Raw genomic sequence first — 15671 nt, 5'->3', positions numbered from 1 at the left:
TGGTTTGCCCAAATACTTCATCCTGTTTGGGTTTATTCTGGCCTTTTCTACTTCCCAGGCTCAACAAACCGTATCCGATAGCCTCCAAACGCGAATCGATTCTCTTAACTATAGGAGAATGGCTCCCTCATTTTTGCTTTGGCAAAATATGAGAACGAGTCCTCTATACCCCTACCGAAACCCTTTCTTAAGACCTGAATCTCCTTTTTTACCTACCCCACTTACCAATCAAAATGTTCAGGTTTTAGTAGACTCTACCTTAAGATATAATATCGTGGAAGAGCTAGACAGCACCAGGGTAGGAAATGAACAAGAATATGATTTTGAAGAGTTCTCAAAAATCCAGGAATACAAAGTAAGACAGGATTATTGGAGAAGTAGATCCAGAGGAGGAGATGGAGAAAGTGCCGTGGAAGGCCGCGGGTTAATCCCTCCATTGACTGTGAGTCCCTCATTTGATAGGATATTTGGAGGAAGTGAAATCAACATCGTTCCTACAGGATATGTCAATTTGGATTTTGGGGCAATTTTCAGAAGGATAGACAACCCTACCCTACCAATCCGTCAGCAGCAAAATGGAGGATTTAATTTTGATCAACAAATCCAAATGGCTGTCAATGGTTCCCTTGGAGAAAAAATGAAAATTGGGGCTAATTTCGATTCCAATAATTCCTTTGACTTCCAAAATCAATTGAAGTTGGAATATACGGGCTTCCAAGAAGACATCATTAAATCCATTGAAATAGGTAATGTGAGCATGCCTGTTCAGAACCGATTGATCCAGGGAGCCCAAAATTTATTTGGGGTCAAAACTCAAATGCAATTTGGAAAATTGGGTATCACAGCCGTAGCCTCCACCCAACGCGGTAGAAGAGACCAGTTAATCATTGATGCCAATGGTCAAGGAAGGTCTTTTGACATTCAAGCTTCTAAATATGATGAAAACAGGCACTTTTTCTTAGCCCATTTCTTTAGGGACAATTACGAAAGATGGCTTCGAGGACTTCCTCAAGTGCTTTCTGGCGTAAATGTCACCAGAATTGAAGTTTACATCATGAACAGGGCTTCCAATACCGAAACGTTAAGGAATTTTGCAGCATTCATGGATTTGGGAGAAGGACAAACCTTATTAAACCCATCCAACCCTGCCATTGGACCGGGAACTCCAGGCGCACCTGCCAGTAATGGTTCCAATAACCTTTTTAATAATATAGCGAATAACCCTGCCTTCAGGCCATTTGATACCGGTGCACGGGCAATGGAATCAAGTCTAAATATTAGAAAAGGGGTTGACTTTGAACAGATCAATGGATCCAGAAAACTAAGTCCAACCGAATATTATTTCAACCCTCAACTGGGTTATCTCTCTCTTCCGAAAACTTCAAAACGATGAAGTACTCGCTGTTTCTTATGAATACACTTACAATGGTCAGGTGTATAAGGTCGGTGAATTAACAGAGGACTATCAAAATCGTCAGGAAGATGAATTGATTTTCTTGAAGCTTTTACGGCCAGCCAGAATCAATCCAAGGGTTCCTTCTTGGGATTTGATGATGAAAAACGTCTATAATTTAAATGCGAATCAACTTTTAAGAGAAGGGTTCCAACTTCAGGTGATTTACCGTGATGATAGAACCGGTTTAGACAACCCTTCTCTTTTAGAAGGTGAAAATGTCAAAGACGTTCCTCTGATCAAGCTGACAGGCTTGGATAATTTAAATCCTCAAAATGACCCTGCCCCAGATGGAAATTTTGACTTTGTAGAAGGATTGACCATTCTTCCAGATCGAGGTTTACTTATATTCCCAGTACTTGAACCTTTCGGCTCTAACCTTGAGAAATATTTTCTGGACACAGAAATAGTACTCAAAGACAAATACGTCTATGATACCTTGTATCAGACAACCCAAGCTGATGCAGAATTGGTAACCCGACTCAATAAGTATTTTATCAAAGGACGGTTAACAGCAGGTTCTGCTTCAGAAATCCAACTCCCAGGGTTAAATATTTCACCTGGCTCCGTGATCGTTCAGGCAGGAAATATCCCCTTGACCGAAGGGGTAGATTTTACGGTAGATTACAATGTAGGCCGTGTGGTGATCATCAATGACGCGATCTTACAATCTGGAAAGCAAATATCCATCAGTTTTGAAAAGGCAGATTTGGTGTCCTTCCAGACTCGAAGTCTATTGGGTACTCGATTGGACTATGTGTTCAGTGACAAATTCAACTTAGGAGGTACTTTCTTGTATTTAAATGAACGGCCTAATGTCACCAGGATTGCCACTGGAAATGAAACCTTAAGAAATAGCCTTTGGGGTTTAGATGCCAGATTCTCGGATGAATCCCGTTGGCTTACGAAAATGGCAGATGCACTTCCTTTTACGGATACCAAAGAGACTTCTTTAGTCAATTTTAGTGGAGAGTTTGCCCATTTAATCCCTGGGACTTCCAATCAAGTAGATGGAGACCAGGCCTCCTACATAGATGATTTTGAGGCAGCAGTTACCCCGTTTAATCTAGGAGGTGCAGCTAACCAAAACTGGAAATTAGCCTCTACCCCACAAACTGATGACAATCGATTTGATCTGAGCGATCAAACGGAAGATTTACTAGGTGCAACTTATAGAAGAGCCCGACTTGCTTGGTATAATATTGATAACATCTTCTATCGGGAAAGTGGCCCAGGTGTACCCTCCAACATATCAAGGGAAGATCGTCGAAATCATTACGTCCGCCGGGTAGTCCCGCAAGAAATTTTCCCGCAGCAAGACCGAACGGTAATTATTACTCCTGAGCCTCTATTTGAACTCGCCTATTTCCCAAGTGAGCGGGGGATGTACAACTATAATCCTAATTTGACATTTGACGGATTGCTTCCAGACCCGGAGAAAAACTATGGCGGAGTAACCAGAGCAATTACTACAGAGGTAGACTTTGACCGGACCAATATCGAGTACGTCGAATTCTGGATGCTCGATCCATTTATTGAGGGCGAAAATGGGCGTGTCCTGGATGGGATATTCAATGAAAACAATACCACTGGCGGAAAGCTATTTCTGAATTTAGGAGACATATCAGAAGATGTGATGAAGGATGGTCGTCATGCTTTTGAAAATGGACTTCCTGCAGACGGAGATCCTTCCAAAACCTCCTCCAATGAATGGGGGCGAATCACCCGGGAACAATACCTTCTTCCTGCTTTTGACAACTCAGAATCCTCAAGGGAAAACCAAGATGTGGGATTGGATGGTCTGAAAAACTCAGATGAGGCTGGATTTTTCCAATCTAGATTCCTGGATCGTTTAAGTGTCTCCCAAGAAGCAAGGAATAGAATTAATCAAGATGTATCTGCAGATTTATTCCAATACTATCTAGACGAACAATTTGATCAGAACAATGTCAAGATTCTGGAACGATATAAGAAGTTTAATGGAATGGAAGGAAATACGCCGGTGACTGCCAGCCAAAACCTTCCCTATACCCCTTCTGGTTCCAACACCCCTGATAATGAAGACCTAAACACCGATAATACCATCAATGAACTCGAAAACTATTATGAATACGAGATTGACTTAAGACCTGGTAACCTGGTAGTAGGGCAAAATTACATCGTGGATAAGGTGACTCATAATGAGGGAGGCGAGAATGTTGATTGGTATTTATTCAGAATTCCAGTAAGACAACCTGATCGGGTTCAAGGGGATATTACCGGCTTTAAATCCATCCGTTGGATGAGAACCTATTTGACTGATTTTGAACAGCCGGTGGTATTGAGGATGGCCAATTTCCGAATGATTGGTAGTCAATGGAGGGTATTCCAAGAATCTCTTTTCGAAAGAGGCTTATTTGAAATTCCTGAGCCAGATGTATCCAATGTAACTGTCGATGTGGTAGGCATTGAGGAAAACAGTCAAGGAAGTGCCACTCAAAGTCCTTATGTATTACCTCCTGGAATTAACAGGGATCGAGATAACACGTCCACGGTAGAAAGAAGATTGAACGAGCAATCTTTAAGAATCTGTGTGGAAGATTTACCTGCAAAAGATGCGAGAGCAGTTTTCAGAAACATTACCCAGGATTTGGTGCAATTTGAAAGAATCAAAATGTTCTTCCATGCTGATAGCGAAGATGCATTGGATGGAGAATTTACCGGATTCTTAAGACTTGGAACAGACTACACCGACAACTATTATGAAATAGAAGTCCCTTTGACCATTACCCCTAAGGGAACGAGGGATCCTCGACAAATTTGGCCATTGGAAAATGAAATAGACATTGCCATTCAGGATATTGTCGGCGCTAAAGTGGAAAGAGATAATAGTCAGTCTCCATTAAACATACCCTATACGATCCAGGTGGACCAATACAAAGTAACTGTAGTGGGAAGACCTGAGTTAAGTTTGATTCAAGGTATGATGATCGGGGTCAGAAATCCGGGTGAATCGGGTGGTGCAAGCAAGAGCATTTGTGTTTGGGCCAATGAACTTCGCGTGACCGGATTCACCAAATCAAATGGATGGGCCGCAAATGCATTATTGAATGCAAAGATTGCAGATGTTGCCGTGGTGTCCGCTTCAATTAGACATAATTCTATAGGCTTTGGAGGTTTGGAAACGAGACTTTCTGAAAGATCTAGACAATCTACTACCCAGTATGATATTTCTACCAACATAGATGTGCATAAATTACTTCCTGCCCAATTGGGGGTAAGCATCCCTATGTATTTTAGTGTTGAAAATTCATCTACAAGACCAGAATATGATCCTTTAAACCCTGACGTGCCTTTTGAAGTGGCCTTGGGTAAATTTGAAACGGATGCAGAACGTGATGCTTATAGAAGCATCGCTTTGGATCAGTTAAACAGAAAGAACATAAGCTTTAACAATGTCCGGAAAATTAAAACGGATCCTGAATCTGTAAGTAGGTTCTATGACCTGAGTAACTTCTCATTTTCTTATGCTTATGGAACTGTAAAACAAACCAATGCCCAAATCCAGGATTACACCTTTAAGACCTATAAGGGAAATATTACTTATAGCTTTCAGCCAAAACCTTTGGTGATTGAGCCATTTAAAAACAGCACCTGGTTGGAATCTCCTAATTTGAGATTAATTAAGGACTTCAATCTGAATTTAGCCCCTACCCTTCTTCTGGCGAGATTGGACATAGACCGAAGATTCCTAAGATCTCAATATAGAAACGATCAATTGAGTACCTCTGGAGTGGACCCGCTTTTCCAAAAAGCTATTTCATGAACAGATTCTATACGGTCAACTGGGACCTCACCAGGAACCTAAGAGTAGATTATTCTGCCAGAGTGATGGCCGTAATCGATGAACCGGAAGGTGACTTGGATTCTGAAGCAAAGCAAGATTCTGTAAAAAGTAATTTCTGGAGATTTGGCAGAAGAACTAATTACAACCAAACGATTAACCTGAACTATACGATTCCTTTTGACAAGACTCCAATTTTGGATTGGATCAGGGCAGATTACAAATACACCGCCAATTATACTTGGCAAACTGGAGCGATCGGTCAAAAAGATACCTTGGGAAATGTGATTCAAAACACCAGGGATCAGTCCATCAATGGTAAGCTAGACTTGATCAAGCTTTACAACAAAAATAAAAAGTTAGCCGCTTTGAATGCTCCAAAGCGACCAACCATACCAGGAAGGAGCTCTGTAGAAGCGGAGGATACCATCGGAACACCATTTAGTAATAAGGTCCTCAAAATGCTGATGATGGTCAAGGAAATCACGTTTAATTATGGCGTGATCCAAGGTACTTTCTTACCAGGCTACTTACCAAATACCGGGTTGCTGGGAATGGACCGTGCTTTTGAAAATCCAGGATTAGCGTTCCTTTTTGGTAGTCAAGATCCAGCTATTCGTTACAGGTTAGCCAGTGCAGGTTACATGGCCCCAAGTTCGGAACTCACGCAACCATTCTCCCAAAACCGGGCTATGAATTTGAGGTTGGGTAGTTTAATTGAACCCTTTCAGGATTTTAGGATCACGTTGACTGCCACCAAAAGAGAAACAGGAAACTATCAAGAGATATTTAGAAATTCAGAGGATAACCCTGGAGAATATGTTTCAATTAGTCCAAATCGATTAGGTTCCTACAGTATTACCACGATCATGCTTGGAACCTCATTCTCAAGAGACGATTTCGAAAACAATTCCCCGCTTTTCACAGATTTTGAAACTAATCGTGCGATTGTAAAAAGCAGGTTGGATAGTGAAAATCCATCGGGAGGAGAATATTCCATCAATGGGCAAGATGTTTTAATACCTGCCTTCTTAGCTGCCTATCGGGGAAAGAACGCCTCTGACATGAAATTGAATCCTTTCCCAAAAACTCCATTGCCCAACTGGAGACTTGAATATAGAGGCCTTTCCAGACTCAAAGGACTAAGCGAGATATTTAGCAGCATCAATATTTTACATGGGTACACCTCTACCTATGATGCCAGTAATTTCTCCAACTCTCTTCAATACCAAGAAGGATTAGAGCTTTATAATAATTTACAAAGAATACCGAGACCCGATGTAACCAATGACGAGGGCCAATTTATCCCTATCTATGTATTAAATCAGGTAGTCATGGCAGAACGTTTTTCACCATTGATCGGGGTAGACTTATTGACCAAAGATCGATTGAATATTGCGGTCCAATACAATAAAGAAAGAAGCTTGGGATTAAACTTTTCAAACGCCCAAGTGACCGAGCAAAGAAGCAATGATTTTGGAATCAACATAGGCTATACCAAAGCAGGAGTAAAAATACCTTTCAAGATTCAAGGGCAGCAGAAAATTCTTAAAAATGACCTGACCTTTAGGTTGGACACCAAAGTGGTAGACACCAGACAAGTTCAGAGGAAAATTGAAGAAGGTAGCACCATCACCAACGGGAACTTAAATATTCAGATCAGGCCAACGATTGGATATTTGATCAATCAGAACCTAAGTGTAACTCTTTATTTTGATAGAACGATTAATGACCCGAGGGTTACTACTGCCTATAGAAGATCTTCTACAGCATTTGGCGGACAATTAAGATTTAATTTGTCACAATAGATTTTATTTAGCGCGATTCCTTTTAATTTTGGGACTCTTTACAAAAAATTTCAATTATGAATATTCCACAAGAATTAAAGTACACAAAAGACCACGAGTGGGTAAAAATCGAAGGTGATATTGCTACTATAGGAGTTACTGATTTTGCACAGTCAGAATTAGGTGATATCGTTTATGTGGAAGTTGAAACAGTTGGCGAAACGTTGGAAGCGGAAGAAGTATTCGGAACCGTAGAAGCAGTAAAAACTGTATCTGATTTGTTTATGCCTGTTGCTGGTGAAGTAACTGAACTAAACGAAAAACTTGCCGATGAACCGGAATTAGTAAATTCTGATCCCTATGGAGACGGATGGATGGTCAAGGTGAAAATTTCCGGTGAACTTCCTAGCCTTCTTTCTGCAGAAGAATATGCAGAATTAGTAGGAGCCTAATTCGTTGACTTTTGAGATTATTCTTGAGTTTAGCTTGGCTCATCACCATTTCAATCGCAATGCTGACTCCGGAGATAAATTTCCTGAGGTAGATGCGTTCGATTTCCAAGATAAATTTATTCACTTTATTTGCTTCAGTTTACTGAGTTTTCTGTGGTGTGGAGTGGGAATAAAGCCTCATGAAAGAGGAGTTTTAAGCAAAAGATTACTCATTAACTATTTGATTTTCGGGGTATTAGCCGGAATCATTTTGGAGTATCTGCAACAATTCATCCCCTTTCGTACGTATGATTATATAGACATGGCAGTGAATGAGATAGGTGGAATCGCAGGATTCTTTGCATATTTTAAGCTGTCCGTCGTAAAAAACAACTTGGAATAATCGTCCTAAATACTTAGACTTGTTATTCTAAAATAGAAAAAAATTAACCTGTATAAACCAATTCACCATGGAAGCAAAAAAGACTCCGAAGGCTGATCTAACCAAAAAGTCAGGAATGTTCCTGAACTTAGGTTTAGCGTTGGCTGTTGGCGCTACTCTTGCTGCATTTGAATGGAAGTCATTCGACGAAGGTGCTCTTAAGGACCTTGGCCAGGTGACTGACAATTTCGAAGAGCTGATTGATATTCCAATCACCGAGCAGCCACCGCCACCACCACCACCAGTAGAACAGCCAATCATTGAGGAAATCCCTGATGAAGTTGAAATCGAAGAAAAAATCGAAGTAAACTTTGATGTGGATGTGAAAGAAGAAACTGTCATCAAAGAAGTAGTAATTGCAGAAGCTCCAGTAGAGGAGAAAGCTGATGAAATCTTTGACGTAGTGGAAACTCAACCAAATCCTCCAGGTGGAATGTCAGGTTGGAATCAATACCTTAGTAAAAACTTGAAATACCCTACGCAAGCGAGAAGAATGGGTATTGAGGGTACTGTAATTGTGGTATTCGTTGTAAACACTGATGGATCTATTCAAGACGTTGATGTTTTGAGAGGTATCGGTGGAGGTTGTGACGAAGAAGCAGTTAGAGTAGTATCTGCAGCTCCTAAGTGGGAACCAGGTAAACAAAGAGGTAGACCAGTTCGTACTAGAATGAGACTTCCAATCAGATTTAAACTGAGCTAAAAAATAAGAGACCCGAGCAATCGGGTCTTTTTTTGTTCACATTTTTTCACCTTTTGATTTAGTTAATTTTTGTTATCCAGCTAGCTTCCTGCTTTTCAATGGGTTAAATTCTTAGGTATTAATTTTTACCTAAACAAAAACAAGCCATGGAAAACAAAAAGACCCCTAAAGCGGACATACGAAAAATGTCCGGGATGATTTTTAATCTGGGATTAATGCTCAGCGTAGCGGCAGTTTTGGTGGCCTTCGAATGGAAGGCTTACGAGGATTTCGAAATAAAGTCTCTTAGAACGGAAGACAACACTTGGGATCTGTTGGATATCCCCAATACGGTCCAAACACCTCCCACTCCCCTCCGGTTTTACAGCAACCAGAAATCGAATTGGTTCCTGATGAAGTTATCATAGAAAAGCTGGATGCTGTCATTGATTTTAGCCTAGAACAAGAACCTGCCCCAACAGAAATTGAATTTGAAGGCCCTCCCGTAGTAGAAGACCCAGATGTCATCAATGATTTTGTGGAGGTGCAAGCTTCTTTTAAAGGGGGAATGGACCAATGGTATGTCTATTTGAAAAATAATTTAAAATACCCCACCCAAGCCAGAAGAATGGGCATCGAAGGGACTGCAATCGTTCGATTTGTGGTCAATACCGATGGAAGCATACAAGATGTGGAACTTGTTCGGACAATTGGAGGGGCTGTGATGAGGTAGCAATGGAGGTTATAAAAAAATCCCCGAACTGGAATCCAGGTAGAATAAATGGAAAAGCGGTAAGATCTAGGATGACTATCCCCATCAAATTCAGACTTAATTAAAGAATTATTTAAACCCTGAGAAAGCTTACACCAAAAGTGTAGGCTTTCTTTTTTTATCTATAAATTGATTCTTCACAAAATGAACCCCCAATCTGCACCAGTTATGAAGAACTATGTATTCCTCTTGATGATTCTACTCCTGTTTTCCTGTACTCAAAAATATGACCTGCTTCTGATCAATGGGGAGATTTACGATGGACAGGGCACTGGTCCTTTTACTGGGGATATCGGTATAGTGGGAGATAAAATTGTTGCCATTGGAGATTTAGAAAATGCTAAATCTGCAGTGGTAATCGATGCTACTGGCCTTGCAATTTCTCCTGGCTTTATCGATATGCATACTCATTTAGAGCCTTTGATGGAGCTACCTATGGCTGAAAGCCTCTTAAGACAAGGAGCTACTTTCGCTTTGGGTGGTCCAGATGGGGGTGGACCCTGGCCTTTTGACAGCTATTTAGACAGTTTGGATCACATAGGGCTTGGTATTAATGTTGGGTACCTGGTTGGACATAACACCCTAAGAAAGCAGGTAATGGGAATGGAGGACAGAAAGCCCACCGAGGATGAACTAAACCTGATGAAATCTTATGTAAATGAAGGGATGAATGCAGGTGCTTTTGGAATTTCTACCGGTTTAAAATATTTGCCTGGTACATTTTCTGAACTGGAGGAAGTCGTTGAGTTGTCTAAGATGGCTAGTGCAAAAGGAGGAATCTATACCTCACATTTAAGGGAAGAGGGCTTAGGGTTAATTGATGCGGTAAAAGAAGCTTTGGTTATTTCACGAGAGGCCTCCATCCCGGTGGTATTAACCCATCATAAAGCTATTGGAGTAAAAATGTGGGGCCAAAGCTCCAAGACCCTTGCTATGGTCGACTCAGCAAGAAATGCAGGGCTGGATATCATGATGGACCAATACCCTTATGCAGCAAGTCACACAGGAATTAGCATTTTGATCCCTAGCTGGGCGTTGGAAGGAAATGAATTCGAAACCAGGGTCGCAGACCCTGTGCTAAAAGATAGTATCAAAGCAGGAATAATCTTCAATATTCTGAATGACCGAGGAGGAAGTGACCTAAGAAGGATACAGTTCTCAAGAGTATCTTGGAAAAAGGAATTAGAAGGAAAAACGCTTCAGGATTGGTTGGAAATGGAAGGGATGGAACCTTCAATGGATAATGGGGCAGAGTTAGTGATTCAGGCACAACTGAATGGTGGCACCGGGACTATTTACCATGCCATGGACGAAAAGGATGTGGAAAATATCATGAAACATCCTATGACCATGGTTGGGTCAGATGGAAGACTATCATCTCCTGGGGATGGACATCCCCATCCAAGAGCCTATGGAACCTTTCCTAGGATTCTCGGACACTATGTAAGGGAATTAAAGGTGCTTTCGCTTCCAGAGGCAATTCACAAAATGACAGGACTTTCAGCAAACCGTTTAGGGTTAAAAAATAGAGGGTTTATCAAAGAAGGGTATTTTGCAGACATCACGATTTTCGATCCAAAAACCGTCATTGATCAATCCACATTTACAGCACCCCATCAATATCCTGAAGGAATTGAATATGTCATTGTCAATGGAAAAATAGAGGTGAGTGAGGGGGAATTAACCGGTATTTCCAATGGTAGGGTAATTCGAAAAAACCAACCATAAAAAAGGGGCTTTACAGCCCCTCTTTTATAATACATTCATGGATTGCTCTTTTATTTTCTCAAGCTCATCCTTCATTAAAATCACGTATTTTTGGATACCAGCATCATTGGCCTTCGAACCAATCGTATTGATTTCCCTTCCGATCTCCTGGCTAATAAATCCCAGTTTTTTACCTTGATTTTTCTCTTCTAACATGATTTTGGAAAAATACTTCAGGTGTGTATCTAAACGGACCAGTTCTTCGGTAATATCTAGTTTTTCAAAATAATAAATGAGTTCCTGCTCAAATCGATTGGCATCAAAGGAATTTTCATCTAACCACTCGTTGAAATGATTTCTGATTTTCTGTTTGATCTTTTCTTTACGCTGCCCCTCCTCATTGATAATATGGGATAAGTTTAGCGCAATATTTTCAAGATTTCCCTGCAGTTTTTCTTGTAAGGAACCTCCCTCATCTTTTCTAAAATCATCACAGTTTTTCAATGCATCTGCCAATACCGTCTTAACTTGCTCCCACTCCTGTGCTTCATCTTTATCCTCTGTCGTCAGGTTATTGATGACGTTTGGAGCTTGGAGGGCCAATTTGAATATATCCTGAGAATTATCACCCACAGATTGAGCCATGGCTTTAAACTTTCCATAGAAGGTCTCAAAAAGTTCCTCGTTGATAGAAACCGGTAATTCTTTTGAGCTTTTGGATAAAAACTCAATAGACACGCTTACTTTTCCACGATCCAAAACTCCCTGTACCAGGTTTCTTATTTCATGTTCTTTATCTGAAAACTGTCTTGGACTTCGAATGGAAAGGTCCAAGAATTTTGAGTTGAGAGATTTGATCTCCACGTGGATCATAACCTTCTCATTCTCGAATCCGGCATTTCCAAAGCCGGTCATCGATTTGATCATAATTGATGTTGATGATTAGAAATTAATGCCCAAAGTTACATAGAACTTTAGATCTTCGTTTTTATAATTTCGAACAGGTTGGGCCACATCAAATTTTACATAATAATTCAGCAAAACGGTGCGAAGTCCAGCTCCATAGCTTTGTAACCAAGGATTATTGAAATTATTTAACGTGATGGTAAAAGGAGAACCTTCTGTATTTATTACTTCAGTGTTTTGATCATTTACCTTCTCCCATGGAGCAGAATCATTCCAAGCTGAGGCTATATCATAAAAGCCCACCAATTGGAAATTTCTAATGAAATTTGACGTAATGTTTCCTCTAGTTAGGTAAGAGAAAATAGGAACCCTTAGCTCAGTAGTGAATGAAATCACATTCCTTCCTCTAATTTCATCGTAATCATATCCTCTTAAGTCCACAAAATCGGCAAACAAAATATTGGAGTTTTCTACCCCAGCTGGGTTTCTGATCGGAGAAGCTTCTGGCCTATTGGATGGAGGTCTATAAAACTCATTGAACAACCAATTATCCATTCCTCCCACGATATAGGTTTGAGGGTTATTCCCCATAAAGGATCCTGCATACAATTTGGAAGCAAGGACAATATTTTTATGAATTCTTTGATAATTCCTTAAATCCAAATAAAAATTACCAAATGAACGGGAAGACTTATTTAAGGATTGGTATTGCATGTATCCTATTTTGCCTTTAAATCCAGCCTGGGAATACAAACCAATAGGTTCGGTCTTGTCAAAGACAAATTCGGCCTTTCCACCAATATAATTTACATCAAACCGATTTTGATCAGGATCTTGCCCAAGAATCAAAGAGTCAGAATTCAAGTTAAAATATTGGGTTTTGGCGACAAATGGTGCCAGGGTAAATCTTGCATTAACATTAAATGGATAAGAAAACCCTGCTTCCACCTTGGTAAGAACATACTTTTGAAAAGTGATATCTCCCTCAGATATACGAATGGTTTTTCGATCAAATCTACCTTTGAAATCTATTCTGCTTTTTAAGTATTCATATTCAAAGAAAATGTCTCCCCCAGATCGAAAATCCAACGTAGTCATCACTCCAGCATAAAATTTATGATTGTCTAGCAGATCAGTCATTCTACCTGTAAAACTAATTCCGAAACCTCTCAAGGGATCGACGACAAACCTTGTATTGATACTATTTGTCAAAAACTGGGGTTCCATTCGTCTTGGACCTGAAACTCTTTTCTGCAAGCTCTGCTTTCTAAAAGTTTCTAATAAACTAATCTTATTATCTCTCCCTTCTGAGCCTGTTCTCTCATTGGCAATCGTTGGGCTAGGAAGTGAATCAAATGTATAATTCTCTGTATTGATCCCATTTTTGGATTCAAATCTCAACCTATCCAAATTGATCGAAGTAGCGGTGCTTTTCTGTGTTGTATCTACTTTAACGGTAACAGTATCTTTCGCAACTGGTAATTCCAATGCGGGTTTTTCTTCAATTGATCCTGAGCTTTCTCTTCTAATAATCTTCTGGCGGCAATTCGTTCATTCAGCGATTTAGCCTGTTCAAGTTGGATTCTTGGAGTACTAGGAGTAAACTGATCGACGCCGGAATAATTTTCAATCTTTAAGAATACCTCTCTTCCATCTCTCACTGCATAGGCAATCTTGCTCATTCTACTGCTCACATCAAATACTTCAATACTCTTATTGAACCCAGAAATTTGATTAGCTACTTGAGATCCGACACCCAATCTCATTAGATTTTTTATCCCACTGAGATCACTCAAAAACACCACACTATTTCCATTCAATTTTCTAGGACGAATGTTTTTACTGTTGGTATTGGTGAGCTTTCTGGTCACAATGGTATCTCCTACTTCCATGAGATACAGATTATATGCATTTGGCAAACTACTCAAATCCATTTCCTTCACATCTACTGAATCGGATAATTCCGTGTAATTGGTAGAATAAATGATCGTGGAATCATTCAAAAATGTAGGCGTCAGCTCATCAAAAATATCATTGGTTAACCTTTTGCCAGCTCCCCTTGTATTTAAGGTATAGATATCGGATTTCCCGTTGGATATAGCAGAAAGCACCATATTTCTACCGGACTCATTGAAGTCCAAACTCAAAATCTGGGTAATATTCCTCAGAAATATTTTGTCCTGACTACTGCCATCAATTGACCTTAATCTTAATGTGGTAAAGCCTCTTTTAAATGAAGCAATAGCTAGATTTGCAGAATCCTTCCATGCAATTACTGGCGAAATTAAGTTAGGAGTCTGGTCTTTGTAAACGGCACCTCCCTGCAACAAGGTGCGTTCATTTCCAGAACTTACTTCCCTAATCTGAACTTTATATCGACCGCCATTATTGATCACATAGGCGACATTCAGGCCATCAGGGCTAAATTTAATATCACTTATAGTGCCCATTACTTTGGAAGAAGTAGCCGCAACTGCATTTGATCGGTCTACATCCTTGAAATTGGTAAATACCTGCTCATTGATGGTCTTATAATATTTGATCCATTCAGAAGTAAAAGTATCATAATTCAGACCTACCGTATTGGCAATACTATTTTCCTCATTTCTATTGATTCTTGAAAGATTCAAAATACTGGAAATGTATCTTCTGCCATATCTTTCGGCTATATAGTTCCAAATAGATTGTCCTACTAATGCTGCTTCATGTTGCTTTAATTTCAAGATTTTTGGATTTTCCTCCTCTTGCAGATAATGTCGGACAAAATCATCCATTTCTAAACTCCAGCCCTTTGCCAGATACAAGGCGATCCCATCAATATACCATTCCGGAAAAGCATTGACTAAATTGGACTGGAAAGCATCGGAAACTGAAGACCCATACAGCATCTCCTGAATGATCACCTTGGAAGTGGCATATAAAATATCTTCCTTAAATTGATCTACCTCACCTTTATAGGAAACTTCAGCAATCAGCCTGTTAAAATCCGTTTGACCTTCCTCATACAATTCCATTTTATTGAGGTCAAGATTACTTTGTAAAAGTTCTTCTGGAGAATTGTAGATATAGATCTTTGGTTTGGTATAGGCCACATAGCCTATCATTTGGGTTAGTCTATTAAACTCTTCCTCCAAAAATTCAATGGCCATTTTTGCATTTGCACCACCACGGTCATAGTAATACACCTCAAAGTTATTAGAGGTAAAATAGTACCATTCAAATTGCTGGTGCTGAACCCTGTTCTTCCCAAATCTCTCTTGATCAAATTGAGCAAAGACAAAAAATGAATTCAACCATAACCCAGCAAAAATCAATATTCGTAACAGGTGATATCGCATTCGTATTGCCGAAGATGTTTTTTTAAATATAATTAAAATACCTTGCTATGTCTACTTCTTTGGGTAGTGAAGCCTGCCCTTTCAAATAGTCACACATTAATTTACTAAAATAAGGGACCAAAGAAACACCCTTTGCTCCAAACCCATCAAATATGTAAACGCTTTGCTCCTTAGGATGTTTACCCAAAAATGGTTTTCTATCCCTAGTAGCTGGTCTAATACCCGTTTTATGGGAAATAATTTGCTCCACGGGCAATTTTACCAAGGCACCTAGTCGCTCTAATATTTCTGACTTGGCAGAATCTGTAGGTCCTTCGTCCAAATCATGTT

The 15671-nt window shown here is 39.9% G+C and carries 9 protein-coding genes and 2 pseudogenes; 7 read left to right on the top strand and 4 right to left on the bottom strand.

The features are described from left to right. Positions 1-118 precede the first annotated feature (118 nt). From sprA to V8V91_RS22655, 7 genes and pseudogenes are all read left to right on the top strand, one after another. Positions 119-7084 (top strand): annotated as a pseudogene (gene sprA / locus V8V91_RS22685) (cell surface protein SprA). 56 nt (positions 7085-7140) lie between these two features. Then, entirely contained in the window at positions 7141-7515 is a 375-nt protein-coding gene (gcvH, locus tag V8V91_RS22680) for a glycine cleavage system protein GcvH (protein WP_373397349.1), read from the top strand. A 4-nt stretch (positions 7516-7519) separates the two neighbouring features. Further along, positions 7520-7897: a VanZ family protein gene (locus V8V91_RS22675; RefSeq protein WP_373397348.1), complete on the top strand. Its 378-nt coding sequence runs from the start codon at positions 7520-7522 to the stop codon at positions 7895-7897. A gap of 67 nt (positions 7898-7964) precedes the next feature. Then, positions 7965-8639 (top strand): energy transducer TonB, encoded by a 675-nt coding sequence (locus V8V91_RS22670; protein ID WP_074223164.1) that lies wholly within the window; start codon positions 7965-7967, stop codon positions 8637-8639. A gap of 146 nt (positions 8640-8785) precedes the next feature. Next, the gene (locus tag V8V91_RS22665) at positions 8786-9046 is read left to right on the top strand and encodes a hypothetical protein (protein ID WP_373397346.1); all 261 of its coding nucleotides are present in this window, start codon (positions 8786-8788) and stop codon (positions 9044-9046) included. A 140-nt stretch (positions 9047-9186) separates the two neighbouring features. Then, positions 9187-9455 (top strand): annotated as a pseudogene (locus V8V91_RS22660) (energy transducer TonB). A 103-nt stretch (positions 9456-9558) separates the two neighbouring features. Next, positions 9559-11118 carry an amidohydrolase family protein gene (locus V8V91_RS22655; protein ID WP_373397344.1) on the top strand — a complete coding sequence of 520 codons (1560 nt, stop codon included), beginning with the start codon at positions 9559-9561 and terminating at the stop codon, positions 11116-11118. 24 nt (positions 11119-11142) lie between these two features. Here the strand turns inward: V8V91_RS22655 and V8V91_RS22650 are convergent, their stop codons facing one another. From V8V91_RS22650 to V8V91_RS22635, 4 genes are read right to left on the bottom strand one after another with little or no spacing between them, the layout of a single operon-like run. Then, entirely contained in the window at positions 11143-12024 is an 882-nt protein-coding gene (locus V8V91_RS22650) for a YicC/YloC family endoribonuclease (RefSeq protein ID WP_373397343.1), read from the bottom strand. A 15-nt stretch (positions 12025-12039) separates the two neighbouring features. Next, complete coding sequence (locus V8V91_RS22645) at positions 12040-13491, bottom strand: hypothetical protein (RefSeq protein WP_373397342.1); 1452 nt, start codon at positions 13489-13491, stop codon at positions 12040-12042. Next, positions 13449-15341, bottom strand: coding sequence for a TolB family protein (locus tag V8V91_RS22640; protein WP_373397341.1), 1893 nt, complete (start codon positions 15339-15341; stop codon positions 13449-13451). Before V8V91_RS22640 ends, V8V91_RS22645 begins: the two co-directional genes overlap by 43 nt. A 22-nt stretch (positions 15342-15363) precedes the next feature. Next, complete coding sequence (locus V8V91_RS22635) at positions 15364-15663, bottom strand: FAD-dependent oxidoreductase (protein ID WP_373397340.1); 300 nt, start codon at positions 15661-15663, stop codon at positions 15364-15366. Positions 15664-15671: the final 8 nt, after the last annotated feature.

Source organism: Algoriphagus halophilus, from assembly GCF_041729275.1.
Taxonomy (GTDB): Bacteria; Bacteroidota; Bacteroidia; order Cytophagales; family Cyclobacteriaceae; genus Algoriphagus; species Algoriphagus halophilus_A.
This window is presented reverse-complemented; position numbering and strand designations above follow the sequence as displayed.